This window comes from Phenylobacterium sp. Root700 (assembly GCF_001429025.1).
GTDB lineage: Bacteria > Pseudomonadota > Alphaproteobacteria > Caulobacterales > Caulobacteraceae > Phenylobacterium.
Genome location: NZ_LMHT01000028.1, coordinates 26,920 through 53,368, shown reverse-complemented (window position 1 = coordinate 53,368; position 26,449 = coordinate 26,920). Strand labels below are relative to the sequence as shown.

The following is a 26,449-nucleotide window of genomic DNA, read 5'->3' as shown; positions in this document are numbered from 1 at the left end:
AAATATGCATGTCGCCGTGTGCATCGTCGGTTTTCGAAATCCCCACGATATCGTCCGCTGCCTGGATGCTCTATCGACCTCCACTTACGTCGATTTTGAGGTGCTCATCTGTGAAAACGGTGGGCCGGAGGCATTCAGGGAGCTGAGTGCCCTGCTGCCACCCAAACTGCCCCATGGACAGGAGCTGAGAGCGGTGCTGGCTTCCGGAAATCTCGGGTATGCCGGAGGAGTGAACCGCTGCCTTGATGAGACGCCGACGGCAGACGCATGGTGGATACTTAATCCGGACACTCAACCGAGCTCAGTCGCCATGTCTCTTCAGGTCTCCAGGCTGTTGAGGGGGGACTGCGAGGCGGTCGGCTCTACGATCTATCTCGCCGACGGCCGGGTGCAGTCGCACGGCGGGCGCTGGAGATCGTGGTTAGCTCGGGCCGAATCCATCGGATTTGGGAGTGATCTCTCAGTAATCCCGAGCATGGATGCAATTGAGAAAGAGCAAAACTACCTAAATGGCGCCTCCATGATGGTGAGTCGACGGTTCGTTGACGCATATGGTCGGATGCGTGAAGACTATTTTTTGTATTGTGAGGAAGTAGAGTGGTGTTTGAGGGCGATGGGGCAGGGGGCTCGTCTTGGATTTGCTGCTGACGCCCATGTTCTCCATTATGCCGGAACGACGACTGGTTCCTATGACGACATTACGAGGCGCCCGAGAGCGCCGGTGTATCTTAATGAGCGGAACAAGCTGCTGACGACGAGGGACCGCTTTCCCCTATTGCTGCCTGTGGCCGCGCTTGCGTCCCTTGCTCTTATTTTTCTTCGTTTTGCGCGCCAAGGCGCTTGGCGCCAGGTGGGGTACGCATTGTCCGGCTGGCTAGCGGGGATGGCGAACCGCCGGGGTCGGCCTGATTGGCTTGGAGACTGACATTGTGTGTCGTTTCGGAGCGCACTATTCCCAAATCGGCTACGGCTGCAAATCTGTAGGTCGTGCTGCGACAAATTTGAGTAAGGGGTAAATGTAAATGGGGTTAGCTGACACGCGGGATCCGAATTCCCTCTCGACGAAACTGCGTCGGCGCCGCGACGTCCGGCTGCGAGCAGTAATCTCGTCTATTTCTCGGAGTGAAGGCGGGATTTCCATCCTTGATATGGGGGGGACGTTTGAATATTGGCAACGGGTTGGATTGGATTTCCTCAGGGGCGAAAGGGCGAGAATTACGCTCATAAATCGTTTCGCGACTGAGCTCTCGGAGTTCGCGGGCCATGAGGATATCTTTAGCGCCGCAGTTGGTGACGCCTGCGACCTAGCGCAGTTCGGCGACAAGAGTTTCGATCTTGCGCACTCGAACTCCGTGATTGAGCATGTCGAGACATGGAAAAATATGAAGGCGTTCGCCGCTGAAACCCGGCGAGTGGCTAAATATTACTACGTCCAGACTCCGTACTTTTGGTTTCCACTGGATCCGCACTACTATCGAATGCCGTTTTTCCATTGGTTTCCTCGGCCGACCCGAGCTTGGATGCTGAGAAATTTCCCCATTGCCTATTCTGGGAAAATTCAAGGCGTAGATCTGGCTTTTGATGTTGTAGATCGGGCGCGTCTATTGGACGGCGCTCAATTCCATTTCCTATTTCCGGACGCAAAAACTACGTTTGAACATGTCTTGGGGTTGAGAAAGTCTCTTATAGCAATCCACATGCCGAATGAGTGCAGTACTACTGACGCAGCTTAACGCGTTCCACGATGTCGTTCAGATAGGCAACCAGTTCGGTGGGATCGGTTGTCGCCATAACTGGAGGGCGGGCGCGTACAATTTTTAGCGCTTCGCTTAGTTCAGCAGGCGTTTCGGCCAAGGTGATGAGACCGCGAGCGGCGAATGCCTTTGTAATTTCGGCTTGGTGATTGTCGTAGTGCTCGCCTCTTTCCTTCAGGCGAGGCATGGCGATTACACGGCAGCCCTGACGCAGGGCGGTGATTAACGAGCCGGTACCACCATGACAAACGACGATAGCCGCATCTCGCAGGAGTTCTTGGATCTGGTCGAAGGGGAGCGTTTCAAACGTCTCGATGCCATCGGGTGTGTGACCGCCGATGCCGGTCTGAATGATCAACTCCTCCGGGATCTCTCCTGAGGCCTTTAGAGCGGTCACCGTGTCCACCAGTCGATCAAATGGAAGGGTGGCGCCCACGGTCGCAAACAACAGGAGCTTCTTGGGCGGCGGCTGATCTTCCAGAACGCGCAGCGGATCAAATACCTTGGCTTTGGGATAGAACGCGGCCAGCGCCTTGGATTGGACCACCATGTCATGGGCCCAGGGAGCTGCGACGCGGGAGAAGATAGACGGGTGATCGAAGCGCGCAAAAGACTCAACCACCACCGTGTGGGCGCCAAATAGGCGGGCCCAAGCGACGGCGAAGAACACGGCGCCGGCGCCGGTGGAGATCACGACGTCTGGCCGCTCCTTCCAGATAATTCGCGCCGATTGGAAGAAGCTGAATAGGGCGCCTTTCAGCATGCGCATAGGAGCGCCCAGCCGGGCCTGTCCCACAGCGACGTGGGGGACAAAATAGGTCCTATGCTCCTTCGCGAGACTCACCCCAAGCGCAGTAGCTTCGGTGATGAAGAAGTGGTCGTGAACCGACCAGACCGGAGCCAAGTCGAGAAGTTGGCGCACATGACCACCGCCCGATGCAGCTAGGCACAGCTTGAGTTTCGGCTTCTCGGGGAGGCGCACCCGAGTGTTGGGCGCAGCGTTCGATGTTGTGGGCGTTGCTTTCATTATATGCCTTCGCGTCACCACCCGGTGCCGTTCTGCTACCGTCAAAATCAGTCGCGACTATTTTTGACCCTAGATGTCGAGTGCTGATCGACGATGCGTCACCACAAATCCCCTGGGCCTGGCTCCCCTTCCCGCTTCGCGATGTCGAGCAGGTAGCGCCCGTAGGCGGTTTTCTCGAACAGCTTGCCTCGGGCGACGAGCTGAGTGCGATCGATAAATCCGTTGAGGTAGGCGATCTCTTCCAGGCAGGCGACGTGGACGCCCTGGCGCTTTTGGACGGCGCGGACGAACTCGGAGGCCTCGACCAGGCTCTCGTGGGTACCGGTGTCGAGCCAGGCGTAGCCACGCGACAGTTGCTCCACGAACAGGTCGCCAGCTTCCATGTACATGCGGTTGAGGTCGGTGATCTCAAGCTCGCCACGGGCCGAGGGGACGACCTGCCTGGCCAGCTCCACGACGCGTTTGTCATAGAAATAGAGGCCGGTGACCGCCTGGCGTGATTTCGGCTCGACGGGCTTTTCCTCCAGGCTGATGGCCCGGCCGGTGTCGTCCAGCTCGACCACGCCATAGGCCTGGGGTTGGTCGACCTGGTAGGAGAAGATCGTGGCGCCATGCTCGCGGGCGGCGGCGCGCTTCAGCAACTGGCTCATGCCGGCGCCGAAGAAGATGTTGTCGCCGAGCACCAGGGCGACACGGTCGTCGCCGATGAATTCCTCACCGATCAGGAAGGCCTGGGCCAGGCCCTCGGGCTTCGGCTGGATCGCGTACTCCATATTGACGCCGATGGCCGAGCCGTCCTCGAACAGCCGCCGGTAGTTGTCGATATATTCCGGCGACGAGATGATCAGGATGTCGCGGATACCGGCCAACATCAGCACCGACAGCGGATAATAGATCATCGGCTTGTCGTAGATCGGCAGCAGTTGCTTGTTCACCGCCAGGGTGGCCGGATGCAGCCGGGTGCCGGAGCCCCCGGCCAGGATGATGCCCTTCATCGCGTGTCCTATTCTTTCTGCGCGGCCAGCAGCGTCTCGACGATCTCTTCGACCGCCGTCCGCCACGGGCGCGGCGCTATGGCGTAGTCATGCGCCAACTTTGCGACGTCCAGGCGAGAGTTCGCCGGACGACGCGCCGGCGTCGGATAGTCCGCCGTGGTGATGCCCTCGACCTTGGGCGCGGGGCGTCCATGCTCGGCGGCGATCTCGAAAATGGCGCGGGCGAAGCCGCACCAGGTCGCTTCGCCGGAATTGACGAAATGATAGGTGCCGACCGGCGCCCGGGGATCGGCGATCATCCGCTGGGCGATGGCGAGCAGCGCCTGGGCGATGTCGCTCGCGCTGGTCGGGCAACCGTGCTGGTCGTCGACCACGCGCAGCTCGGGCCGTGTCTCGGCGAGCCGCAACATGGTCTTGATGAAATTCGCGCCGTGCGGGCTGACCACCCAGGCGGTGCGCAGGATCACGTGGCGCGGGTTGCCGGTGCGGACCGCCTGCTCTCCGGCCTCCTTGGACGCGCCATAGACGCTGACCGGGGCGACCGGATCGGTCTCGACATAGAAGCCGGCCTTCGAGCCGTCGAATACGTAGTCGGTGGAGACCTGGATGAGCGGTACGCCCGCCTTGGCGGTGGCCTGGGCCAGGGCCGCGGGGGCCAGGGCGTTGGCCTTCCAGGCCTCGACGATCTCGGTCTCGGCCCGGTCGACGGCGGTGTGGGCCGCGCAGTTGATCACCGCCGCCCAGGGGCGCGAGGCGACCAACGCGGCGATGGCGTCGGGATCGGCGAGGTCCAGCTGATCGCGGCCTGGCGCGACGATGTTCAGGCCGGCGGGCGCGAGGGCAATAACCTCGGTCCCGACCTGGCCGCTGCCGCCGGTCAGCAGGATGTCCCTGGCGGGCGGGGAGCTCATGCCTTGACGGTCTTCAGGCCCAGGCGTTGCCCGGCGTCGCTGCGGGCCAGGATCGGACCCCACCAGGCCTCGTTGTCGAGGTACCAGTTCACGGTCTTGGCGATCCCGGTCTCGAAGCTCTCTTCGGCGGTCCAGTCGAGGTCGCGGGCCAGCTTGGTCGGGTCGATGGCGTAGCGATGGTCGTGGCCGGGCCGATCGGCCACGTGGGCGATCTGGTCACGATACGACTTGCCGTCGGCGCGCGGGCGCAGACGATCGAGGGTGTCGCAGATCGCGTGGACGACCTGCAGATTGGTGCGCTCGGCGCGGCCGCCGATGATGTAGCTCTCGCCCGGCGTCCCGGCCTCGAACACCCGGGTCAAGGCGCGGGCATGGTCATCGACATAGAGCCAGTCGCGGACATTGGCGCCGGCGCCGTAGACCGGCAGCGGTTCGCCGGCCAGGCTCTTGACGATGATCAGCGGGATCAGCTTTTCGGGGAAGTGATAGGGGCCGTAGTTGTTCGAGCAGTTGGTGACCAGCACGGGCAGGCCATAGGTGTGGTGCCAGGCGCGGACCAGGTGGTCGGACGAGGCCTTGGACGCCGAATAGGGCGAGCGCGGGTCGTAGGCGGTCTCCTCGGTGAAGAAGCCGTCGTCGCCCAGCGAGCCGAACACCTCATCGGTGGAGATATGGTGGAAGCGGAAGGCGGCCTTGGCGCTCTCGTCCAGGCCGCGCCAGTACTCCAGCACCTGCGAGAGCATGTTGAAGGTGCCCAGGATATTGGTCTGGATGAACTCCGACGGACCGTCGATGGAGCGGTCGACGTGGGATTCAGCGGCCAGATGGGTCACCACCTGCGGGCGGAAGTCGCTCAGAGCCGCGCGGATCGCCGAGGAGTCGCAGATGTCAGCCTGGCGGAAGGCGTAGCGGTTGCTGTTCGCGACCCCATCCAGCGAGCGCAGGTCGCCAGCATAGGTCAGCTTGTCGAGGTTGAGGACCTCATGCTCGGTGTTGGCGATCAGATGCCGAACAAGGGCCGAGCCGATGAAGCCGGCGCCGCCGGTGACAAGAATACGCAAAATCCATTTCCCCTACATTCTCAACCGGATGGTTCGCGCGAACAAATGAACTTCCCAGCAGAGCTCCAGATTGGCTCAACTCGCGCAAGCGTTCAAAATTGGCACGAGACAGACTGTGCTTCTCGACGCCTAAGACCGATCGGCCGCCCGGCTGCTGGCGCCGGAAGGTCGTGCGGTCGTCTTGTCCAGGGCGGTAGCAGGGGCTTGAACGGCGATCTTGTCGACGGCGGTATCGGCCGGTTTCTCGGGAGGCGGCGCTTTGCGATTTTCCAAAAATCGTTTCTGGGCCGCTAGGATCCACAGATAGGGGAGAACACTTTCCTCGGCGAACCGATAGCCGCGACCGTACTCGTCCTCATGGACCTCGATAAGTATCTGCCGAGCGGCGAGTTCGTCGATGGTGCCCTTGAAGTTCGCTGCGTTAGCAGCGCTGGGATAGAGTGCGTCAACGTCTCGGCCATCGAAGCGGCCGTTGTTGAATAGGGCTGCACCAGCCATGACGCCGAGGACGTGGCGCACGCCGCTTTTCGCCGCTTGGTCGATCTGAATTTGAGAATGCTTGGAGATCCGACCGCGAAATTCGGCAAGGGCTTGATCCACCGCAATGGAGACATCCTCGGCGGTGACCTTGGTGCGCGACTTGTCGATGGCCGCTAGGCCAGCGTGGTGGCTGAGGAGACTAGCAAGGTAGGGCGAGCCGTTCGCGACAAAGACAATGAATTCTATCGCTGTCCTGTCGAACGTGACTCCGCTGACTTCCTCGCCGTTCTCGACGAGGTGGCTGATCTCGCTGGCGGTCATCTTCGGGACTTGCAAGGCGAAGATGTTGCGGCGGATCGAGGGAATGTGTTCGACCAGCTCTGTCAGGTCCGCGGCCACGCCGGCTATGACAAGTTGGGTGCGGATCGCGCGGTCCGACAGATTTTTGATCAATTCGGCGATGTTGCGACGAAATTCTGGGGATTCGCAGACGTCGAACTCATCAAGCACCACCAACAAACGGGTGCCGGTCATTTTTGCGAAGAGATCGGCGACCAAACGTGGCGATAACGGGCCGCTAGGCAATAGGTCCGCGAGGGTGCCGCCCTTTTCTGCTTCATTGGCGGTGGGAGCGAAGCCGCGGTGGAAAAGCAGCGGGACGTCGGCGGCGACGGCTCGAAAAATCTCGTCGAAACTCGATCCCGCGCCGCAGGATACGTAGACGACAATGTAACGTGCCTCTTGCGCGGCCTGGGTTAGGACGTGGACCAGAGAAGTTTTACCGATGCCACGCTCGCCATACATAATTACGTGGACGCGTTGGTCCTCGAGGGAGCGGATCAACGTAGTTAGGACGTCAATGCGGCCCGCGAACATGCGACGGTCGGTGATCGGCTGGGACGGTGTGAAGGCGCCGCGCAACTTTACGCGCGCCGCGGCGAAACGGTCGCTCAATCGTGGATTGAGCTGATCGCTGGCGGTCGATTGGAAGCGCGGAAATGCAGAAGGTCCTGCGGATTTCCTGCTAGCTTCGTTGCTCAACGCCGAGGGCGGGGCGGCTGAAAAGATCATGCCAGGCTGAGCAGCCTGAGAAGTTTTCGGCCGGCGTCCAATGGAACGCGCCATTAAGCTATTTATCCAACTCACGGCGCCTCCAAGCACGCATGCTGCGGTGCATTTAAGATTTCGACGGGTTTAGGCCGGTGGGCCTGTACCCGCCATTGGTAAACACGTCGATTGTGGCGAAATCTTAAATCAAGCCGAGTTGAGTCAACGTTAATTGGTCGGGACATCGGAAGTCCGTCTCTGTCGTGCGCCCCAAAACCCCAGCCGCTTCCGACATGCTCTGGGCGGTTTGCGTCACGTCAGCCCCGTCATGGCTGCGCTAGCGGCGCGCTGAGAAAGCCAATATGCGCCCAGGCCAATCGCGATCGATACGGGCAATGTGACGGCGAGACTCTTGATGTCCAGCATCCAAACCAGCACGTGCACCGGCACACCATGGGTCAGATAGATGTAGAAGCTGGCCGCAGCTATGATGCCCACAGCTTGGTGTAGGATATTAGGCAAGAGCAGCCTCGGGACCCAGAGGATGAGGCCTGCAGCGACTGCAAACCATAGCGAGTGGGACAGATTAGAGGGGTAGGGGAAGCGGCCCCAGAGCGCTCCGGGATCGACCATCTGCAGAAAGATGATGATGGAGGCCAAGGCGCTGAGCACGACCTTGCGGTGTGTCGTCGTCGCCTGATGCAGGCACCATCCGAAGGCCAACATATAGAAGATGGCATCTGGTGTGCGTTCGAGCAGGCGGTCGTGGTGGAATCCGGTATGGGCCGCCATGCGCACGACCACCGATCCTGCGAGAAGGGCGAGCCCGAAGGCCCACGGATCGCGGGCTGCAGTTCGCCTGACCGGCGGCAGGGCGAATAGTCCCACCAAGATGATGATTGACTGAAGCAAGGCCTCCAGAAACCAATAAGGCTCAAGAAATGAGCCTGATCGTCCAAATAAATTGCTTATCAATAGTAGAGATGGGACATCAAATTCTCGTTTCACCGCAAAATATACTAATAGGATTGCGTAGTACGGGATGATGATCCGCCTTAGGAAGGAGACCAGCACAGACATGCCGTCGCCCTCAACTAAGCGAGTGCGCTGATAGCGCGAGAAATTATACCCGGAGAGCATGAGCAGGACGTGGGCGCCACCTCCGACCACCAGGGTCGAGGCGTGATTTATGACCACCGCCATGATCGCCGCGGCGCGGATTGCCACTTCTGCTTCGATGTTGCGTAGACTGAACAAGCTGCGGCTGTGTCCGGAGGATCGGCCAGCAAGCATCTCAAGTTCCGCGATACTCTGCTCTTCCCAGCGCGGAGGTAGGAGGCCAAGCTGCTCTTCGACTTCGAGGGAGAGGCGAACATAGCTTAGGGAGTCGCCACCTAGACTGATGAAACTGTCTGAGGGCGAGATGGCGGCGCGGGGGAAGGTGCGGCGGAAGGCGTCTTGGATGGTGCCAGCACCCGGCGGATGAGCAGTCTCCAGACCCGCGCTCTGCGCCTTCGCAGCTCTCAATATGGCCTGATAGTCGAATTTTCCGGAGCTGAGGGTCGGGAATTCGGAGTAGGCGACAACGCCGATGACCGACGCAGGGAGGTCGAATTGGCGCGATAGAGTTTCGGCGATCTCGACGGGGTCGCCGTCGGTGACGGCCACCGCCACGAGGCTGTCGTCGCCCGCGACCACTGCGCGGAGACCGCGACGCTCCATTGTCGCCTCGACCTCGTCGAGGCTGATGCGAAGGCCGAACAATTTGGAGAAGCGGCTCTTGCGGCCGACGATGCGATAGAGGCCGTCGGCGTTGCGAACTGCGAGGTCACCAGTTCTTAGCTCTAGGAGTTCCCGGCCCTTTGCAAGATCTGCTTCTTCGAGCGCGTAGCCCATCATGACGTTCGGTCCAGAATAGACCAATTCGCCAGGGGTTTCTGTGGCCGTGATCGGTTGGCCGTCCTCTCCGACGAGGCGGAACGCCCCTCCCGGAATGGCTATGCCGATACATCCCGAATGGTCGAGGAGCATGCTTGGCGGCATGTACGCCATGCGCGCGGTGGCCTCAGTCTGGCCATACATGACAAAGAAGTTCACCCCGACTTGGCGAGCCCATTCGCCGTAGGTCTTGGCGGTTTGAGGCGGCAGGCGGCCGCCGGCCTGCGTCATGCTACGCAGGGATGGTAGGCGCTTGCCGCGCATGCCGATGCGCTCAAGTAACTCGTAAGTGTAGGGAACGCCGCTTATCGAAGTTGCGTTCTGATCCTCGAAGAAAGCCCAGAACGCGTCGTCGATCACCGAGCGACTGGTGAGCAGGAGGGTGGCTCCGACCTGGAGGTGCGATGTGATCACCGACAAGCCGTAGCTATAATGCAGCGGCAACGTGGTGATGGGGCGGTCCTCGGCGCGCAACCCCAGGTATTCGGCGATGGACCGGGCGTTGGCGTCAACCGCTTCCTGCGATAGGCGCACGAGTTTCGCTGCCCCAGTAGAGCCTGAGGTCGAGAGTAAGACCGCCAAGTCGGCGTGCAAAATCCTGGTGCGGCGTGGCAGAATATCCAACGCCCAGGCGTCCTGCGATTTGTGAAAACGCGCGTCAGGTCGATAGGTATCGATGATCTGCTTTAGCTGTGCTCCGCTGTCGCCTGCAGCAAGCAAAACCGGATGGCCGTGACGCAGGGCTCCGACATACGCGATCAGCGGAGGGATTTCGTTGGCGGCCTCGATCAGGAGCAGGCGTCGACCTGGCCCCAGAGAAGCGGCGAAGGCGTCCGCACGTGCCGCCAGTTCGGCGTAGGTGATCTGTTCGCCGCCTTCGGAAATCACAGCGATCGCGTCGCCGAACTCTTCAAGACGCGTCGCGAACGTCGCCGCGGGCCCCGCGGGGACGACGATGCTATCGGACGGACACAACGACTCGTTTCTCCGTCTCAACCGGTTCCAAGGCGACGTACCGTCGCGCAGAGTTTGGGAATTTTTGGAACCCCAATATTCTACTTAGAACTTCAAATTGAACGGTTTTAAGACGTAGACGATATAGCCTACGACCGCCACGATGATCCCGAAAGCGACCGCTCCGTGGCCCTGGTTGCCCACATAGTTGGCTGCGGCGCAGCCAAGGCAGGCGGGAAGGTACTGGAAGATGTTGTCTTGGGGTTCTTCTTGCGCCGTCGAGCGATGCAGAAACAGGACGATCAACGCCCCGAAGATCGCGACCGTCACCCAATCATAGATCGTCTGCAAGACACCAGCCCCTAAGCATTGCTGTTCAAACTCGAGCAAGCCATCCGCCTGCATAAACCAGACCACACTCAACCCTGCAACGCGTTTGTGGGAAGCCAGTGCTTCGGATCGTGTTGCAAGCTAAGGTGCGAGCGCTTGATTGTCCCGGCCTGAACCAGGTGTTGGTCGGTCGGGGGGCGCCGCGCCGATAATGGGGACGGTTCCATTCATGAAACCAGATCTTCTGCATTGAAAACGCGTTGCGTCGTCGGCGCTGGAGCGGTGCGCCCGACTATATTGGGCGCATGCGCCGTGGGCGTGACTTCGGTGCAGTGCCGTTCGCATGTGACGCCCGCGCCCTGACGCGTTATCGAAGGGCGTCTTCGAGGCAAGGTGCAGCGAGTTGGTTGGCGATTCTGTGATGATGGGGTGTGAGGCTGGTGCGCGGTCAGGCCTGAGCTTCCAGGCGTTCGGGGATCTGGCCGAGGCGGCCAGATGGTACGACGACTGGGCGCGGACCGCGGCCATGCCGCTGTGGTGGACGCAGGGCGCCGATCGCGTGCGAGGCGGCTTCCACGAAGCGCTCAGCATCGAAGGCGAGCCTCGCCCAGGCTTTCGTCGCGCCCGCGTGCAGAGCCGGCAGGTCTACAGCTACGCCACCGCCGGGGCGATGGGGTGGGATGGGCCGTGGCGGGAGGCGGCCTGGCACGGCATGACGTTCTTCCTGGAGCGCTTCCGGCGGGAGGACGGCCTATTCCGGTGTCTGGTCGGTCTTGACGGCGCGGTCCTGGACGACACCGCGATGCTCTACGATCAGGCCTTCGCGCTCCTGGCGACGGCGACGTTGCACGGCATGGATCCGCGCGGCGGCGAACTGCCTGAGGTTGCCCTGGGCGTTCTGAACGGCCTGAACGCCATGCGGCACCCGGCCGGGGGCTTTAAGGAAAACATCGCCTATCCGTTCCAGGCCAATGCTCACATGCATATCCTGGAAGGCGCCATGGCCTGGGCCGAACATGGCGGGCAGGCCTGGGACGATCTGGCCGACGAGATCGTGGAGATGGCCTTGCGCGTCTTCATCGACCCGCAGGGCGTCTTCTTGAGGGAGTTCTTCGACGCGGACTGGCGGCTGGTTGGCGGCGACGAAGGTCGCCTGCTCGAGCCTGGCCACCAGTTCGAATGGGCGTGGCTGCTGGAGCGTTGGGGCCGTTTGCGCGGCCGGGACGACGCGCTGGCCGCAGCGCGCGGGCTCTACGCCGCCGGCCGTCGGGGACTCGACCCGGGCCGCGGCGTGGTCATCAACGAGCTATGGGACGACTTCAGCATCCGCGAGACGACGGCGCGGCTGTGGCCGCAGACCGAACGGCTGAAGGCCGAGCTGGTGTTCGGAAATGAGACAGATCAGGTCGCGGCGGCCGAGGCGCTGCGTCTCTATCTCATGACGCCCGCCGCCGGCGTCTGGCACGACAAGCTGCGAGCCGACGGAACCTTCATCGACGAGCCCGCGCCAGCGACCTCGTTCTACCATATCCTCTGCGCCTGCACGGAACTGTTCCGGACGGCGGGGCGCTAGCGAGACCGACGGATGCTGTTGAACCCATTTACGCAAACGCCTGCGAAGATCGGCGTGATCGGTCTCGGCTATGTCGGCCTGCCGCTCGCCGTGGCGTTGGCGGCGAAGTACGACGTCGTGGGATTCGACATCGACGCCGGGCGCATCGGCGAGTTGGCTGTTGGGCACGATCGCACTCTGGAGGCGACGGCTGAGGAGCTCGCCGCGGCGAGCAGGTTGAGTGTCGTCTCCGATGAAGCCGAGCTTGCGGATTGCAATGTCTTCATCGTGACCGTGCCGACGCCCATCGACCGCTACAAGCGCCCTGATCTGACCGCGCTGCTGGCGGCGAGCCGAACGGTTGGCCGGGCGATCCGGAAGGGTGGTGTGGCGATCTTCGAATCCACAGTCTATCCCGGCGCGACGGAGGAAGACTGCATTCCGGTGATCGAGGCGATCTCGGGGCTCAAGTTCAATACAGATTTCTTCGCCGGCTATAGCCCCGAACGGGCTAATCCAGGCGACCGACAGCATCGGCTCTCGTCGATCATCAAGGTCACGGCGGGGTCGACGCCGGAGGCCGCAGCTTTTGTTGATGCGCTCTACGGCGCGGTGGTGGGCGCGGGCACGCACCTGGCAAGCTCAATCAAGGTCGCCGAGGCTGCCAAGGTGATCGAGAACACCCAGCGCGACCTCAATATCGCGCTGATCAACGAGTTCGCTTTGATCTTTAATCGACTGGGCATCGACACCCAAGAGGTCCTGGCAGCGGCGGGGACTAAGTGGAATTTCCTGAAGTTCACGCCTGGTCTCGTCGGCGGGCACTGCATTGGCGTCGATCCGTACTACCTGACCTCGAAGGCAGAGGACGCCGGGTATCATCCGCAGGTGATCCTGGCCGGACGTAGGATCAATGACGGCATGGGCGGCTACATCGCCCAGGAATTGGTCAAGACCATGATCCGGCGAGAGATTCAGGTGCGTGGCGCTCGTGTACTGGTGATGGGCTTGACGTTCAAAGAAAATTGCCCGGACCTGCGCAATACTCGCGTCATCGATATTGTGCGCGAGCTCGGCGAATATGAGGTCCAGGTTGATGTTCATGAGCCGTGGGCAGATCCGGCCGAGGCCACCGAGGAGTATGGCGTCACCCCGATCGCCGCGCTGGAGCAGGGTGTCTACGACGCCATAGTCGTAGCGGTCGCGCATACTCAGTTCATTGAAATGGGTGTCGCAGCGATCCGGAATCTCGGTAAGCCGGGTGCTGTACTGTATGACGTGAAGGCCGTGTTTCCGCAGGGCGCGGCGGACTTGCGCCTCTAAGTTTTGGGTAAATTGCGCCAGATCAGTAAACTGACATCCAGTGTTCCTGCTGTTCTAGTGCAGAAGTGCCGCCGTGGATCAGCTTGCATTGCCGTTCTTGGGGCTCAGCGTGCTGGGCATGCTCGTTTGGGCGATCGTCGCTGAGCGCAAAGGCGCTCAGCTTGAGGCGCGGCGCGAGAAGGAAGAGGCGGCTGCGACGTCGCCGAAGGCCGCTCGCCGCCGCTAGTTCTTTCCGACCCGGTAGTACTCCAGGTACCAATCTACGAAGTTCGACACGCCGACCTCGATGGGGGTTGAGGGCGTGTAGTCGAGCGCGGCTTGGGTGTCGGTGACGTCGGCTTCCGTGCGAGCGACATCGCCGGGCTGCATGGGCAGGAGGTTGAGCTTCGCCTTGCGGCCGAGCTTTTCCTCCAGGACCTCGATGTAGTGCATCAGTTCGACACGCTGGCTGTTGCCGAGGTTCAAGATCCGCCAGGGGGCGACGCCGCTGGTCGCGGGGTCGGGGTTGGCCGCGTCCCAGGTCGGGTCGACCTGCGCGGTGCGGTCGAGGGCGGCGACCACTCCGGAAACGATGTCGTCCACATAGGTGAAGTCGCGCTGCATCTGGCCTTGGCCAAAGACGTCCATCGGGCGGTCGTCGAGGATCGCCTGGGTGAACTTGAACAGCGCCATGTCCGGGCGGCCCCACGGTCCGTAGACGGTGAAGAAGCGGAAGCCGGTAGCTGGGATGCCGAACAGGTGGGCGTAGGAGTGGGCCATCGACTCGTTGGCGAGCTTGGTGGCCGCGTAGAGGGTGATCGGGTGGTGCACGGAGTCGTGGACCGAGAACGGCAGCTTGCTGTTTGCGCCGTAGACCGAACTGGTCGAGGCGAAGACCAGGTGCTGGACTTGGGCGGCGCGGCAGCCTTCTAGGATGTTGCCGAAGCCGACGAGGTTTGAGTCTACGTAGGCGGCGGGTTGTTCGAGGCTGTAGCGGACGCCAGCCTGGGCGGCGAGATTGACCACCCGGTCGGGCTTGGCGTCCGCGAACAGGCGGGCCATGGCGTCGCGGTCGGCCAGGTCGATATTGGCGTGGCGATAGCCTCCGCGGGCTTCAAGGCGCGCCAGGCGCGCCTGTTTCAGCGTCGGGTCGTAATAGGGATTGAGATTGTCCAGACCCACGACCTCGTCGCCGCGATCAAGCAGGCGGTGGGCGAGGTGGGAGCCGATGAAGCCGGCCGAGCCGGTGACCAGAATAACCGCCATAGGCACGACTTAGACGCTTGGAGCGCCTACGTCACGCGCTGGAGACGACCCGGAGCGCCGGAACCGGCGGCTTCTCGCCGCGGACCTGGGCGACAATGTCGAACAGCTTGCTGCGAACCTCGTCCACGTCACCGCGTTCGGCCAGGGTTTCCAGCTCGTGCAGGTGATTGGCGGTGATGCGCAGGGCCGAGGTCGAGACGACCTCCATGACCTTGGGCGCGCAGGGCAGAGAGCTTTCGGTTTCGTCCAGCAGGGCCTCGGTGAGCTTCTCGCCGGGCCGCAGGCCGGTCACCTCGATCTCGATGTCCTTGCCGGGCGTGCGGCCCGACAGGGCGATCATCTGGCGGGCCAGGTCCATGATGCGGACCGGTTCGCCCATCTCCAGCAGGAACAGGCGCGCGTGGTCGGCGTCCTCGCCCTCGGCGCAGGTGGCGGTGGCGTGGAGAACCAGCTGGGCGGCCTCCGGAATGGTCATGAAGAAGCGTTCGATGTCTTCATGAGTGACGGTGACCGGGCCGCCGCGCTCGATCTGCGAGCGGAAGATCGGCACCACCGACCCCGCCGAGCCCAGCACATTGCCGAAGCGGACCGCCGAGAAGCGGGTGCCGGGGCCGACCTGCTGGGCCTGGATGACCGCCTCGGCCAGGCGTTTGGTGGCGCCCATGACATTGGACGGATCGACGGCCTTGTCGGTGGAGATCAGGATCATCTGGGCCGCGCCGCAGACCTTGGCGGCCTCGGTCACGTTCCAGGTGCCGACGACGTTGGTGAGCACGCCCTCGCAGGGGTGCTGCTCGACCATAGAGACGTGCTTCAGCGCCGCGGCGTGGAAGACTAGGTCAGGCTTTTCATTCGTGAAGGCGGCCTGTAGGCGGCGCGAATTGCGCACGTCGCAGAGCACGGCGCTGCGCGACAGGCCAGGGAAGGTCTCGCCCATCTCGCGGTCGATCTCGAACAGCGAGGTTTCCGAGAAATCCATCAGGGTGATGTGGCCGGCCTGGAAGCTCGCCACCTGGCGGGTGAGCTCGGCGCCGATGGAGCCGCCGGCGCCGGTGATCAGCACCCGTCGGCCGCGGATCAGCGCGCCGACCGCCATGCGGTCGAGTTCGATCGGGTCGCGGGCCAGCAGTTCCTCGACGCTGATCTCGCGCATCGGCAGCAGCGACATGCCGTCCTGGTGGGCGAACTCGACGATCGAGGGCAGGCGGAGGAGGCGCACGCCGTCGTTCTTGAGCTGGCCGAGGTGGTCGGCGGTCAGGCCCTTCAGGTGGCCTGGCTCGTCCAGGAACAGCACCGCGCGCGGATAGCGGTTCCAGCGGCGCAGGTCGGTCAGGGCCGCTTCGAGATTGTTCAGGCTTTCGATCACGCAGACGCCGCGGACCTGCTGGCCCACGTCGCGGGCGTCGGGACCGACGATGCCGATCGGCGACCAGGTGTGGTCATGGCGGCGCGCGACGTCGCGCAGATAGGAGTCGGCCAGCGACGGCGGGCCGATGAGCAGCAGGGCCGGCGCCTGGGCCGCGCGGTCGCGGATGGTCTTGAGCGGGGCGAAGCTGTCCAGGGCGTGCTCGTGCAGGGCGCGGCGAACGATCCGCGCGCCCATCGAGCCGACCATCTGGAAGACGACGGCCATGGCGAGCGCCGAGCGGGGCAGGCCCTCGGCGCGGGTCAGGACGAAGATGATGAGGAGGAAGACGCCCGCCGTCAGGAACGCGGTTCGGGCAAGGACCATCGCGTCTGGGATCGAGACATAGCGCCAGGGCGAGAGCTCGCGGCGGAAGACCGCGGAGAACACCGCGGCCAGGGCGGTGTAGATGCCCACGAGCTGCAACAGCTTGAGTGTAGGAAGTCCAGGCGTCGCCGCGTCCAGGAATTGTCCTGACGAAAGAAGGTAGGCGAGAAAGAAAGCACCGGCGGCAATCAGAGCATCAGCGGCGATGGTTTGAGCCCGATTGGCCATTTGCTCCATGAATCGCGCTCCGCTGGTCGTCTCAAGTGGCAACATAGACGCGTCGACGCGACCGTCCAATGAAACTCGGTCGCGACGATTTCGCTCCACGCGCGAACGTCGTTTTTTTATCCTGACCCCAACTATCCAAGAATAGTCGCTTTCGAGACCAGAAAATAGAAGAGCCGCCCCGTCGCCGGAGCGGCTCTCCATGTCAATATTTCAAAGTGTCCTAGAATGCGGCCTTCACGCCAAGAACCACGCGGCCGTCGTAGATGTCGCCGAGGTCGTGGGCGTCGGTGTCATGGTAGCGCAGGTCGAGGCCGACGACGTCGTTGACGGCGTAGCTGACGCCAAGGTTCCAGGTGGTGTAGTCGCCGTCATAGGCGACCTTCTGGTGGCCGAGCGCGCCCGAGACTTTGAACTTCTCGGCGATGGGCATCGCGCCGTTCAGCTCGACATAGGTGGCCTTGCCGGTCTGGCCGAAGAAATCGTTGGAATGGTGGACCTCCGCGCCGAGCGTCGCCGCGCCGAGCGGAATCGCGCCGCCAAGCTTGAAGACGATGAAGTCCTGTTTCGGGCCCACGGCTTGGTTGATGTAGCCGTAGTAGATCACGCCGAGGTCGAGAGTGACCGGGCCGAGTTGCGGCCTTGCGCCGACATAGAGGTCGTATTCGGCGTTGGTGCCGTTGTCGAAGTCGGCCGTCGAGATCCAGGTCCCGACGTAGCCGACGCCCCACAGGGTGGTGTCGACGCCGGCCGACAGCTGTGGGTTCCCGTCGCTCTGGCTGACGCCGTGGTACACATAGTCGGTGGCCGCGCCGAGATTGAACGAGACGTCGAGCGCCTTGGTTGGCTCTTGCGCCATGGCGCCGCTGCTCAAGGCGAGGGTCGCCGAAGCGGCGAGAAGCGTGGTTTTGAAAACGTTCACTACGGTGGTTGTCCCCTGATCCAGTCGAGCTCCCGACCCGTCGCAAGATGGAGATCGCCGCGCGGGCGAGCGCCAGATCAACGAAGGGGGGAGCTCGAAGAGGGGGCTACCTATTGGGTCTTCGATTGTTGAACGTTAACAAACCCCGGGGCGGGGCTCTATGACGCAGGCCTGTGGTTTGCGGGTGACGCCTGTGGCGTCTAGCGCATGGACATCGGCGTGTAGCCGAGATGGGTCCCGGCATCGACCAGCAGGGTCTCGCCGGTGACGTGCCGCGACGCCGTGGAGGCGAGGAAGACCGCGGCGGCGGCGATATCCTCGGCGGTGGAGGCGGCCTTCAGCGGCGTGGAGGCGGCCGCGCCGTCGCGCATCTTCTGAGCGCGCTCGGCGCCCACGCCCTTGTCGAACCAGGGCGTGTCGATGAAGCCGGGGCAGATCGCGTTGACGCGGATCTTCGGCGCGAGGGCCCGGGCCAGCGACAGCGTCAGGGTGTTCATCGCGCCCTTGGAGGCGGCGTAGGGCACCGACGAGCCGATACCCGCCACGCCGGCGATGGACGAGGTGTTGACCACCGCGCCGGGGCGCGGCGCGGCCTCCAGCAGGGCGCGGGCGGCGCGAACCATCTGGAAGGCCCCGACCACGTTGACGCTGTAGAGGCGCAGGAAGTCTTCGGCCGAGACGGCCTCCAGGTCGGCGTGGTTGGGCGCGAACTTAGTGACGCCGGCGTTGTTGAACAGGGCGTCGATGCGGCCAAAGGGCTCGGCCGCCGCGGCGATTTTCCGGCAATCGGCGTCGAGCGCTACGTCGCCCTGGACCAGTACGGCCTTGGCGCCGTGGGCCTCGACCTGGCGGGCGGTTTCCTGGGCTTCCTCGGCGCTGCTGGCGTAGTTGATCACCACCGCCGCGGCGCCGCGGCTCGCGGTTTCGACCGCGATGGCCCGACCAAGGCCCGTGGAGGCGCCCGTCACTACGACGACGAAGTCTGTGAAATCCTTGCCGGACATTGTTCTCTCCCCTTCGATGTTGGCTGTTGATAGCGGCTGCGCCGGTTGCCGCAAACCTCGCGGCGGGATAAATCGCGGCATGGACGAAATGCATCTGACCCAGCTGGGCCGGGACGTCCGGGGCTTCGACAGCCCCGAGACGGCCGTGCTCGAGCGTGTCCCCAATCCGCAGAGCGATACGCTCTATCTGGCCCGGTTCACCGCGCCGGAATTTACTTCGCTATGCCCAGTCACCGGGCAGCCCGACTTCGCGCATCTAGTGATCGACTATGCGCCCGGCGACTGGCTGATCGAGTCCAAGTCGCTGAAGCTCTATCTGGGTTCATTCCGCAATCACGGCGCGTTCCATGAGGACTGCACCGTGGCCATCGGCCGGAAAATCGTCGAAATCGCCGCACCGCGCTGGCTGCGGATCGGTGGGTACTGGTTCCCGCGCGGCGGCATTCCGATCGATGTCTTCTGGCAGTCGGGTCCGGCGCCTCAGGGATTGTGGGTCCCTGATCAAGGCGTGGCGACATATCGCGGGCGCGGATAACGAGCATTCGCGCCGGATATTGGTTAATTGTCCCAGAACGGACGGTTAACCATCGCCTGGCGGCGGTGTCCCTTAAAGTATTCGGAATATCGAATACAACTCTGGATCAGCGCTCTTTCCGAACCTGTGGCGACTAACGCGCAAATTGTGTGCGTGAGAAGCTCGGTGTCGACTAGGCGACCGGTTGCCGGTGTGTTATGACGCTGTCGCCCATCTCTCCTCGGGCGTGTCACATCAGGCCGGGCGGCGCGCCATCGCCGTTCGGCCGTTGTGTTTTTTTGGGGCCTTATGGCCGCCAGACGGTCGTCAGGGCCGCGGGATCGGGCCGCTCACGCTCCAGCGGCGGCTCCTTCAGAGTCCCCATGAAGATAAAGCCCGCCACCTTTTCATCGGCCTCGACGCCCAAGATGGCGTTGGCCTGGGCGTCATAGGCGTACCAATCGGTGATCCAGTTGGCGCCGTAGCCGAGCGCTTGGGCGGCGTAGAGCAGGGTGGTGCAGACCGCGCCCGCCGAGAGCACCTGCTCCCATTCCGGAATTTCGCGGACCTTGGGGCGGGAAATCACCGCGACGCCGGCCGGCGGGATCTTCAGCTTGGCGAGTTTGGCCACGGCCTTGGCGTCGCCCCGCGACAGCGCGAGCTCCTCCAGGCGCGCGGCGAAGGCGGCCTTGCCATCCCCCTCCAGCACGATGAAGCGCCACGGCGAGAGCTTGCCGTGATCGGGAACCCGGGCGGCCAGGCTGATGAGGGCGGCGATCTCGTCGCCGCTGGGCGCCGGCGCGGCCAGGGTCACCGCCGAGGCCGAGCGCCGCGTAGCCAGGAAGTTCAGCAGCTCCGGGTGAGGGCGCTGTTCGACGGGCGTTCCGAAGGCGGGCGCGTTGGGAAGAGCGATGGTCAAGGGAGCGCCTCGTTAGGAAAGCCGATAGGGGAAGCCTTTATTGGGGACCAACGGCCCGATCTGCAAGGCTAGTTGAGAATATGTCGCAAAAACCTGCGTGGCTCGAAGCTCATGGAACGCCCTGGAGGCCGGGCGAGGCCAGGGTTGTCTACGAAAACCCCTGGATCGCGGTGACCGAGCAGCAGGCCGTGGCGCCGACCGGCGCGCCGGCCTGCTACGGACTGGTCGGGTTCAAGAATGTGGCCTTGGCCATCCTGCCGATCCATGAGGACGGAAGCATCGTCCTGGTCGGTCAGCATCGGCTGGCGTTCGGCGACTATAGCTGGGAGATCCCGGAGGGCGGCGGGCCGAAAGGCGAGGATCCGTTGGACGGCGCCAAGCGTGAATTGGCCGAGGAGACCGGGCTTTGCGCGCGCGACTGGCGCGAGGTTCTGCGGATGCAGTTGTCAAACTCGGTGACAGACGAGCTGGCGGTGGGATACCTCGCCACCGGACTGGCGCCGGCGAGCGAGACGCACCATGCCGACGACACCGAGGAGATCGCGCAGGTGAGGGTCCCGTTCCGCGAGGCCCTCGATGCGGCGAGCGACGGACATATTCGTGACGCCCTGACAGTGGCGATGCTGCTGCGGGCGTACCATATGGCTCGCGAGGGCCATTTGCCGGACGCGCTTGCGCGCGCCATGTTAGGATAGGGGACCGCCTTTGGGACGGGAGGAGCCTTTGAGCCAACGCCTTGAAGTCATCGATCCGACTGCGCCGCCGCCGGTTTGGGCGTCGTTGCGCATGGAGGCCGAGCGCGCCGCGAAGGCCGAGCCCGCGCTCGCCTCGCTGCTGAACGCCGTCATTCTAAGCCACGAGGACCTGGGCGACGCCCTGTCCTATCAACTGGCGCGAAAGCTGGGCGACCAGGAACTGCGGGCGATGAGCCTGCGCGAACTGGCCGACGCGGCCTATCGCAGCGACCCGCGCCTGGTCGGCGTGGTCGAGGCCGACCTGAAGGCGGTGTTCGAGCGCGACCCGGCCTGCAAGGGCTATGTGCAGCCGTTCCTGTTCTTCAAGGGCTTCCAGGCCCTGCAGACCCAGCGGGTGGCGCACTGGCTGTGGCATCAGGGCCGCGAGACCATCGCGCTTTACCTGCAAAGCCGCATGTCCGAGGTGTTCCAGGTGGATATCCACCCGGCCACGCGGATCGGCTCGGGCGTTTTCATCGACCACGGCACCGGCATCGTCATCGGCGAGACCGCGGTGATCGGCGACGACGTGTCGATGCTGCAGGACGTGACCCTGGGCGGCACCGGCGCCGAGCGCGGTGACCGCCACCCCAAGATCGGCAAGGGCGTCCTGCTGGGTGCGGGCGCCAAGGTGCTGGGCAACATCACCATCGGCGACTACGCCAAGATCGCGTCGGGTTCGGTGGTGCTCAAGCCCGTGCCCGCCCACTGCACGGCGGCCGGCGTGCCCGCGCGGCTGGTCAACTGCCCGACCTGCGAAGAGCCGGCGCGCAGCATGGACCACACCCTGGCCGAGGCCGTGTACGACTACGTCATCTGACCGGCGTCGGCGCCTGGGCGACACCTGAGGCCTGCGCGCCATAGTATCGGCGTAGCAGGGCGAAGGCGGCGGTGGTTCCCAGCAGCGACAGCAGGATCGCCGCCCACAGCGGCGCGCCCGCCCATAGCAGTCCGGCCGCCGCCAGGCAGCCGGCCGCGCCGCCGGCGTCCCAGCCGCCCTCCGTCGCGACGTGGAAGCGAAGCGTGCAGGGCGAGGCCTGGGCCTGGTTGTAGACCGCCGTCATCATGGTCGGGGTGTAGAAGGCGTTGACCAGCGCGCCCGCCGCATTGGCGACCACCGCGACAGCAGGGTGGCCGTATCCGGTGGCCCGGAAGATGAGCGCGGCGGCCATCGTCCCGGCCGCCAGCCACACGGCCCGCCGCCCATGCCCCGCGTCGATGAAGCGGCCAAGCAGCAGGCCGGTGATCGCGCCGGCGACAGCGGCCAACGCCATCGCACCGCCGAACGCGGCGAAGCTCTCGCCCAGCGAGAGGAAGAGGGCGATCTGCCAGACGAAGACGTAGCCCGCCGCGGTCCAGCCGTCGGCCGCGAGCATCAGCACCCCTGGCCAGGCGGCGTGCAGCGCGCCGGGGGCGTCGGCGGCGACCAGAACGTTGGGGGTCTTGAGCAGCGGCAGGGCCGAGAGCGCCAGGGCCAGCGCCGTGGCCCCGAACGCCACGCGCGGCCCGAGCGTGACCAGGGCCCAGCCGGTCAGCAGCGGCGCGGCGATCCCGACCAGGGCGGCGATGGCTTCGCGTGCGCCGACCTGGTGGCCCCGGTGCTCGGCGTCGCCGAGCGAGGCGAAATAGGCGTGGTAGGAAGTCCAGTAGAAGGTGTCGCCCAGCGAGGAGACCGCGCACAACGCCAGCAGCGGCCAACCGACGCCGTTCACCTCGGCCAGCAGCGGGTACTGCAGGGCGGTCAGGATCGTGCCGGCGATCACCAGCGGCTTGAGGCCATGGCGCTTGCCCAGGATCAGCACCGAGGGGCGGATGAAGAACCGGCCGATCAGGATCGCGGCGAGCGAGGCCAGCACGCCATGGGCTGGGACGCCCGCCCGCAGCAGGAACACCGCGAAGAACGCGCCGCCGCCGCTGAGTGCCAGGGCGTGGACGCCATAGTGCAGGTTCAGCAGGTTGACGGTGGTGTTGCGAAAGAACGCCATGGCGGCTGTCCCAGAGGCCCGAAACGAGGCGGAAATCAACGCAAGCGCCGACGCGGCCCGCAGGCCTTATCGGCGGTCGTATGGGTTGATCACCCGGCCACTGGGGGTTTCCTTCGCGATCTGATCTGCGATTCATAGGCCGTTCGGGGCAGGACGTCCCCAGGAATACGAGCCGCCACGGTTTCCTCGAGAGCGCAAAGCGATGTAGGTTCCGCCACTGTTGAATCCGAAGGAGCACGGCGTGCTGGACGAGAGAACTATCCGCAAGGTTGAAGGCCATCTGCGCGGCACCTTCGCCAATGCGCGGATCACCCTGGTCCCCCGCCCCAAGCAGAAGGACTCCGCCGAGGTCTATATCGGCGAGGAGTTCATCGGGGTGGTCTTCGAGGACGAGGACGGCGACGGGTCGTTCATGTTCGAAATGGCCATCCTGGCCGAAGACCTGCCCTAAGCGGCCAGCCCTGGCCGCCTGAACGGAGGGGGCCATGTCCGACGCGCCGAACGCCCAGCAGTTCCTGGCGCGGTTGGGCGCCCTTCGCTCCGACGAAGAGCTGGCCAAGATCCAGCGCTACTTCAAGACGGGCGAGGGGCAGTACGGCGCCGGCGACGTGTTCGTCGGCGTGCGGATGGGCCAGGTCTTCGACCTGGCCAAGACCTTCATCGACATGCCGCTAGGCGAGATCGAGGCGCTGCTAGGCAGCGAGGTCCACGAGGCGCGGGCCGGCGCGGTCAGCATCATGGCCAAGCAGGCCGGCCGCAAGGCGACGACAGCGGACCAGCGCAAAGCGCTGTTCGACCTCTATGTCCGCCGTCACGACCGCATCAACAATTGGGACCTAGTGGACCTGGGCGCCAAGTTCGTGGTGGGCGCCTATCTGGCCGATAAGCCGCGCGACCTGCTCTACCGGTTGGCGCGTTCGGGCGACCTTTGGGAAAGGCGCACGGCGATCATCGCCACCCTGCACTTCGTCTCACGCGGTGATCTGGACGACACCTTCGCCTTGGCCGAGATCCTGGTCGGCGATGACCACGACCTGACCCACAAGGCGGTCGGCGGCCTGCTGCGCGAGGCGGGCAAGAAAGATCGGGGTCGCTTGCTGGCCTTCCTGGAGCGCCACGCGGCGACCATGCCGCGCACCATGCTGCGCTACGCGGTCGAGCATTTCGCGCCGGACGAACGGGCGCAGGTGATGGGGATGAGGGGCGGCTGAGGCTTGGCCGTGGCCGTGGCCGTGGCCAAGCATACTCCGCCTTCGGAGCTGGTGAGGACTATACAGTGGGCGTCATTTCCGTGGCTCGCGGCAGGCTTGGCCGTTGTCGTGGCCGGCGAGGTGGCCGGCGACGTGTTTGGCCTGCCGCCCCAGCTACGAACATGGTCCTTTCTGTTTGCCATGCTGGTTATGGCGGGCGGCCTCTACCCGGTGTTGCGCATCAGCGCCTACCGCCTACGGATCGACCGCACGCCGCGTGCGGCGCCTTGGGTTGAGACCTCGGAAGGCAAGCTGCTGATCCAAACTCTTCGACGGATCACGCTCAATGCTCTCTCGCACGTCACCCTCGACACGAGGCTCAAGAGGGACCTGTGGCTGACAGGGGCTGACGTGTCGATGTTGCTCACAGTGCTTGCTGATGAATGCAACCTGGATCCGGCCACCTAGAAACGGACCAGCAATGGCGAACTGACCATCCAGGCGCTCCTTGATGGGATGCACGCGGCGGACCCCTCTGAGTGACTGCTTCGAAGCGGACCTCGCCGTGGTCTGAGCGCCGGCCCAGTCGGCGGGAAACTAAGGCGTCATCGAGAAGGGTGCGCGCGCAGCCGGCGCGACCATCATCGGCGGGGTGAGCGTTGGCGAGAACTCGGTCGTGGCGGCCGGATCGGTCGCCATGCTGAGAACCGGAATGCTGATCGCCGTGAGTATCCACCTGAACATCGCCGCAGATCATCATCGCCAAGCTCTAGTGGCAACTGCGCTTCCGTTATTTCTGGGCGGGTCGGGTGTATTGGGCCGGAGCGGTTAAATCGCCTGCGCACTCGGTTGTGGGGAAGAGGGGTGGCCACCAAGGTCATCGATTTGCTCGGAATTTTGGCGATAACTCTCGAACATCCCGGAAAATGATGTGGTGGAGCAGCGACCATATCTGGTGGACTGTATTCAATCATTTGGAGGCGCCCCATTTCCGCCATTGTTAATGAAGCATTAACAAGGCTAAGCTTCGGCCAATTCCATTAATTGCGACTGGGGAAGCTTCCATGAATATCAAATTGGCCGCGCTCGCGGCTCTCGCGCTCGGCGCGGCTGGCGTTTCAGCGCCGGCTTCGGCCGCCATCAATGCGCCGATTCCGTCGGCGAACTACATCAGCTTTGGCGCCAATGACTGGGCCTGGGCCAGCCCGTGCCCGCCGTCCGGCGGCGCGAACGGCACGACCTGCGGCACCGGTCCTGTGCTGGATCTTGGCTATCAGAGCACCCAAGGTTGGCGTCTGCCGACCGGCGCTGAGCTGGCGGCTGGCCCCTCGGTCGCCGACTTCGGCACGGCGAGTTCCTTCGCCTGCGCTTCGGCCTGGTTCACGACCTATTCGCACTGCGATTATGGCGATGCCCAGGGCGGCGCGATCTTTGGCGCAGCCGGTGGTGGCAACTGGTATGCCGAAACCTGGGTGGTCCGCTCGACCGATTGGGGCGCGGTGCCTGAGCCGGCGACCTGGGCGATGATGATCGTTGGTTTCGGGCTGGTTGGCGGCGCCGTGCGTCGTCGTCGCACCTCGGCCGCCTTCGCCGTCTAGGTCCTGCATTCGACCAAAGAAGCCCGGCGGCGTTCGCGTCGCCGGGCTTTTTGCTGTCTGCTTGGCGCGCCTTAGGGCGGGCCGATAGGCGCCAAGGCCACCTGGAGAAAGCGCTCCAGCGTCGGCGTGGCGTCGTCGCGTCGCCAGACGATCCCGCTTTCCAGGGTGGGCGCGGCTCCCTTCAGGCCGATGTAGCGAACCCCCGTGCGCGCCAGGCTGCGCAGAGACGCTGGGACCAGCGCCACCCCCATTCCGGCCGAGACCAGGCTGATGATCGTCTGCATCTGGATGGCTTCCTGGACGATGCGAGCAGCGCCGCCATGGGCGGTGAAATAGCCGGTCACGAGATCGTAGAAGGCCGGGGCCGATCGTCGGGGAAAGATGATCAGCGGGGCGCCGATGATGGCCTCGGGAGGTAGCTGGTCTCCGGCGAGCGACAGGCGGCCCTCTTCGATCCAGCTCTCAGGCACGGCCGCGACCAGCGGTTCCGACACCAGCCTGCGGTAGCTCAGCGGCTGCGGCAGGTCTCCGCCTGCGGGCGGAATGATGATGCCGACATGGCCCTTGCCGTCCAGCAGCGCGGCGATCTGCAGGTCGCTGGTCGCCTCGGTCAGCGCGATCTCGACGGCCGGATGCAGGGTGGCGTAGCGGCGGACGAGGTCGGGCAGGATGCTGTAGTCGGCGGTGCTGACGAACGAGAGCTCCAGGCGGCCGGCCTCGCCGTCGCGCAGTCGCTTGGCGAGCTCGGGCAGGGCGGCGACGCCGGCGAGCGCGGCGCGCACATGGACCAGCCACTGTTCGCCAAACGGGGTGAGGGCGACGCTGCGCTTGCTGCGAACGAACAGCGGCGCGCCCAGCTCACGCTCCAGCGCCATGATCGATTGGCTGAGCGGCGGCTGGGTCATGTTCAGCTGCCTGGCGGCGCGGCCGAAGTGCAGGAACTCGGCGACCGCCGCGAAATGCCTGAGCTGCCGGGTGTCCACCAATCATATCCTGTGCGACCTAATGG

The 26,449-nt window shown here is 64.1% G+C and carries 27 protein-coding genes; 12 read left to right on the top strand and 15 right to left on the bottom strand.

The genetic code is table 11. From position 1 onward, the window contains the following. Positions 1–4 precede the first annotated feature (4 nt). A complete protein-coding gene (locus ASE02_RS22045; protein WP_082602082.1) occupies positions 5–925 on the top strand; it encodes a glycosyltransferase family 2 protein in 921 nt (306 codons plus the stop codon). 97 nt (positions 926–1,022) lie between these two features. Beyond that, positions 1,023–1,733, top strand: coding sequence for a methyltransferase domain-containing protein (locus ASE02_RS22040; RefSeq protein WP_082602081.1), 711 nt, complete (start codon positions 1,023–1,025; stop codon positions 1,731–1,733). Here ASE02_RS22040 and welK read toward each other — a convergent pair. From welK to ASE02_RS14190, 7 genes are all read right to left on the bottom strand, one after another. Beyond that, positions 1,717–2,781 carry a beta-1,4-glucuronosyltransferase WelK gene (gene welK / locus ASE02_RS14220; protein WP_082602080.1) on the bottom strand — a complete coding sequence of 355 codons (1,065 nt, stop codon included), beginning with the start codon at positions 2,779–2,781 and terminating at the stop codon, positions 1,717–1,719. The two genes, ASE02_RS22040 and welK, sit on opposite strands and share 17 nt — an antisense overlap. 98 nt (positions 2,782–2,879) lie before the next feature. Further along, positions 2,880–3,776, bottom strand: a complete 897-nt coding sequence (rfbA, locus tag ASE02_RS14215) for a glucose-1-phosphate thymidylyltransferase RfbA (protein WP_056735193.1) — start codon at positions 3,774–3,776, stop codon at positions 2,880–2,882. An 8-nt stretch (positions 3,777–3,784) separates the two neighbouring features. Further along, positions 3,785–4,687, bottom strand: coding sequence for a dTDP-4-dehydrorhamnose reductase (gene rfbD / locus ASE02_RS14210; RefSeq protein WP_056735192.1), 903 nt, complete (start codon positions 4,685–4,687; stop codon positions 3,785–3,787). Beyond that, the gene (gene rfbB / locus ASE02_RS14205) at positions 4,684–5,748 is read right to left on the bottom strand and encodes a dTDP-glucose 4,6-dehydratase (RefSeq protein WP_056735191.1); all 1,065 of its coding nucleotides are present in this window, start codon (positions 5,746–5,748) and stop codon (positions 4,684–4,686) included. Before rfbB ends, rfbD begins: the two co-directional genes overlap by 4 nt. 129 nt (positions 5,749–5,877) lie before the next feature. Further along, positions 5,878–7,353, bottom strand: coding sequence for an ATP-binding protein (locus tag ASE02_RS14200; RefSeq protein WP_082602079.1), 1,476 nt, complete (start codon positions 7,351–7,353; stop codon positions 5,878–5,880). A 234-nt stretch (positions 7,354–7,587) separates the two neighbouring features. Continuing rightward, complete coding sequence (locus ASE02_RS14195) at positions 7,588–10,188, bottom strand: AMP-binding protein (protein WP_056735189.1); 2,601 nt, start codon at positions 10,186–10,188, stop codon at positions 7,588–7,590. Positions 10,189–10,272: 84 nt separating this feature from the next. Next, positions 10,273–10,557 (bottom strand): XrtV sorting system accessory protein, encoded by a 285-nt coding sequence (locus ASE02_RS14190; RefSeq protein WP_200957682.1) that lies wholly within the window; start codon positions 10,555–10,557, stop codon positions 10,273–10,275. 343 nt (positions 10,558–10,900) lie between these two features. Here ASE02_RS14190 and ASE02_RS14185 point away from each other — a divergent pair, with 343 nt between their 5' ends. The 3 genes from ASE02_RS14185 to ASE02_RS22385 all read left to right on the top strand — a co-directional run bounded on the left by ASE02_RS14185 (position 10,901) and on the right by ASE02_RS22385 (position 13,598). Further along, entirely contained in the window at positions 10,901–12,070 is a 1,170-nt protein-coding gene (locus ASE02_RS14185) for an AGE family epimerase/isomerase (RefSeq protein ID WP_235536701.1), read from the top strand. Positions 12,071–12,082: 12 nt separating this feature from the next. Beyond that, a complete protein-coding gene (locus ASE02_RS14180) occupies positions 12,083–13,372 on the top strand; it encodes a nucleotide sugar dehydrogenase (RefSeq protein ID WP_056735188.1) in 1,290 nt (429 codons plus the stop codon). 73 nt (positions 13,373–13,445) lie between these two features. After that, a complete protein-coding gene (locus tag ASE02_RS22385; protein WP_156406061.1) occupies positions 13,446–13,598 on the top strand; it encodes a hypothetical protein in 153 nt (50 codons plus the stop codon). Here ASE02_RS22385 and ASE02_RS14175 read toward each other — a convergent pair. The 4 genes from ASE02_RS14175 to ASE02_RS14160 form a co-directional block, all read right to left on the bottom strand. Continuing rightward, a complete protein-coding gene (locus tag ASE02_RS14175; protein ID WP_056735187.1) occupies positions 13,595–14,617 on the bottom strand; it encodes an NAD-dependent epimerase in 1,023 nt (340 codons plus the stop codon). The two genes, ASE02_RS22385 and ASE02_RS14175, sit on opposite strands and share 4 nt — an antisense overlap. A 31-nt stretch (positions 14,618–14,648) precedes the next feature. Beyond that, positions 14,649–16,439: a nucleoside-diphosphate sugar epimerase/dehydratase gene (locus tag ASE02_RS14170; RefSeq protein ID WP_156406060.1), complete on the bottom strand. Its 1,791-nt coding sequence runs from the start codon at positions 16,437–16,439 to the stop codon at positions 14,649–14,651. A gap of 358 nt (positions 16,440–16,797) precedes the next feature. Beyond that, positions 16,798–17,496 (bottom strand): TorF family putative porin, encoded by a 699-nt coding sequence (locus tag ASE02_RS14165; RefSeq protein ID WP_056735185.1) that lies wholly within the window; start codon positions 17,494–17,496, stop codon positions 16,798–16,800. Between the two features lie 200 nt (positions 17,497–17,696). Next, the gene (locus ASE02_RS14160; RefSeq protein ID WP_056735184.1) at positions 17,697–18,500 is read right to left on the bottom strand and encodes an SDR family NAD(P)-dependent oxidoreductase; all 804 of its coding nucleotides are present in this window, start codon (positions 18,498–18,500) and stop codon (positions 17,697–17,699) included. Positions 18,501–18,579: 79 nt separating this feature from the next. On the opposite strand from ASE02_RS14160, the gene queF reads away from it, so the two are divergent. Further along, positions 18,580–19,035, top strand: coding sequence for a preQ(1) synthase (gene queF / locus ASE02_RS14155; protein WP_056735183.1), 456 nt, complete (start codon positions 18,580–18,582; stop codon positions 19,033–19,035). A 286-nt stretch (positions 19,036–19,321) separates the two neighbouring features. Here the strand turns inward: queF and ASE02_RS14150 are convergent, their stop codons facing one another. Beyond that, entirely contained in the window at positions 19,322–19,933 is a 612-nt protein-coding gene (locus tag ASE02_RS14150) for a nitroreductase (protein WP_056735182.1), read from the bottom strand. Between the two features lie 80 nt (positions 19,934–20,013). On the opposite strand from ASE02_RS14150, the gene ASE02_RS14145 reads away from it, so the two are divergent. Both ASE02_RS14145 and cysE read left to right on the top strand, forming a co-directional pair. Next, a complete protein-coding gene (locus ASE02_RS14145; protein ID WP_056735181.1) occupies positions 20,014–20,628 on the top strand; it encodes an NUDIX hydrolase in 615 nt (204 codons plus the stop codon). A 28-nt stretch (positions 20,629–20,656) separates the two neighbouring features. Beyond that, positions 20,657–21,487, top strand: a complete 831-nt coding sequence (gene cysE / locus ASE02_RS14140; RefSeq protein ID WP_056735180.1) for a serine O-acetyltransferase — start codon at positions 20,657–20,659, stop codon at positions 21,485–21,487. On the opposite strand, the gene ASE02_RS14135 is transcribed toward cysE, so the two are convergent. Beyond that, positions 21,480–22,652: a hypothetical protein gene (locus tag ASE02_RS14135; RefSeq protein ID WP_056735179.1), complete on the bottom strand. Its 1,173-nt coding sequence runs from the start codon at positions 22,650–22,652 to the stop codon at positions 21,480–21,482. The genes cysE and ASE02_RS14135 overlap by 8 nt on opposite strands. A gap of 244 nt (positions 22,653–22,896) precedes the next feature. Here ASE02_RS14135 and ASE02_RS14130 point away from each other — a divergent pair, with 244 nt between their 5' ends. From ASE02_RS14130 to ASE02_RS14120, 3 genes are all read left to right on the top strand, one after another. Next, entirely contained in the window at positions 22,897–23,103 is a 207-nt protein-coding gene (locus ASE02_RS14130; protein ID WP_056735203.1) for a DUF3126 family protein, read from the top strand. 34 nt (positions 23,104–23,137) lie between these two features. Beyond that, positions 23,138–23,863 carry a DNA alkylation repair protein gene (locus ASE02_RS14125; RefSeq protein ID WP_056735178.1) on the top strand — a complete coding sequence of 242 codons (726 nt, stop codon included), beginning with the start codon at positions 23,138–23,140 and terminating at the stop codon, positions 23,861–23,863. 96 nt (positions 23,864–23,959) lie between these two features. Continuing rightward, positions 23,960–24,310 (top strand): hypothetical protein, encoded by a 351-nt coding sequence (locus tag ASE02_RS14120; RefSeq protein ID WP_156406059.1) that lies wholly within the window; start codon positions 23,960–23,962, stop codon positions 24,308–24,310. A 129-nt stretch (positions 24,311–24,439) separates the two neighbouring features. Here the strand turns inward: ASE02_RS14120 and ASE02_RS22665 are convergent, their stop codons facing one another. Further along, positions 24,440–24,586: a hypothetical protein gene (locus tag ASE02_RS22665; protein ID WP_200957681.1), complete on the bottom strand. Its 147-nt coding sequence runs from the start codon at positions 24,584–24,586 to the stop codon at positions 24,440–24,442. A 320-nt stretch (positions 24,587–24,906) separates the two neighbouring features. Between ASE02_RS22665 and ASE02_RS14115 the strand changes: the two genes are divergently transcribed. Further along, positions 24,907–25,440, top strand: a complete 534-nt coding sequence (locus tag ASE02_RS14115) for a PEPxxWA-CTERM sorting domain-containing protein (protein WP_056735176.1) — start codon at positions 24,907–24,909, stop codon at positions 25,438–25,440. A gap of 71 nt (positions 25,441–25,511) precedes the next feature. On the opposite strand, the gene ASE02_RS14110 is transcribed toward ASE02_RS14115, so the two are convergent. Continuing rightward, entirely contained in the window at positions 25,512–26,423 is a 912-nt protein-coding gene (locus ASE02_RS14110; RefSeq protein ID WP_056735202.1) for a LysR family transcriptional regulator, read from the bottom strand. Positions 26,424–26,449: the final 26 nt, after the last annotated feature.

Coding starts and splice junctions, on each gene's coding strand:
- ASE02_RS22045 (WP_082602082.1), top strand. CDS start 5: ATGCATGTCGCCGTGTGCATCGTCGGTTTTCGAAATCCCCACGATATC.
- ASE02_RS22040 (WP_082602081.1), top strand. CDS start 1,023: ATGGGGTTAGCTGACACGCGGGATCCGAATTCCCTCTCGACGAAACTG.
- welK (WP_082602080.1), bottom strand. CDS start 2,781: ATGAAAGCAACGCCCACAACATCGAACGCTGCGCCCAACACTCGGGTG.
- rfbA (WP_056735193.1), bottom strand. CDS start 3,776: ATGAAGGGCATCATCCTGGCCGGGGGCTCCGGCACCCGGCTGCATCCG.
- rfbD (WP_056735192.1), bottom strand. CDS start 4,687: ATGAGCTCCCCGCCCGCCAGGGACATCCTGCTGACCGGCGGCAGCGGC.
- ASE02_RS14200 (WP_082602079.1), bottom strand. CDS start 7,353: ATGGCGCGTTCCATTGGACGCCGGCCGAAAACTTCTCAGGCTGCTCAG.
- ASE02_RS14180 (WP_056735188.1), top strand. CDS start 12,083: ATGCTGTTGAACCCATTTACGCAAACGCCTGCGAAGATCGGCGTGATC.
- ASE02_RS14175 (WP_056735187.1), bottom strand. CDS start 14,617: ATGGCGGTTATTCTGGTCACCGGCTCGGCCGGCTTCATCGGCTCCCAC.
- ASE02_RS14160 (WP_056735184.1), bottom strand. CDS start 18,500: ATGTCCGGCAAGGATTTCACAGACTTCGTCGTCGTAGTGACGGGCGCC.
- queF (WP_056735183.1), top strand. CDS start 18,580: ATGGACGAAATGCATCTGACCCAGCTGGGCCGGGACGTCCGGGGCTTC.
- ASE02_RS14145 (WP_056735181.1), top strand. CDS start 20,014: ATGTCGCAAAAACCTGCGTGGCTCGAAGCTCATGGAACGCCCTGGAGG.
- ASE02_RS14135 (WP_056735179.1), bottom strand. CDS start 22,652: ATGGCGTTCTTTCGCAACACCACCGTCAACCTGCTGAACCTGCACTAT.
- ASE02_RS14125 (WP_056735178.1), top strand. CDS start 23,138: ATGTCCGACGCGCCGAACGCCCAGCAGTTCCTGGCGCGGTTGGGCGCC.
- ASE02_RS22665 (WP_200957681.1), bottom strand. CDS start 24,586: ATGTTCAGGTGGATACTCACGGCGATCAGCATTCCGGTTCTCAGCATG.
- ASE02_RS14115 (WP_056735176.1), top strand. CDS start 24,907: ATGAATATCAAATTGGCCGCGCTCGCGGCTCTCGCGCTCGGCGCGGCT.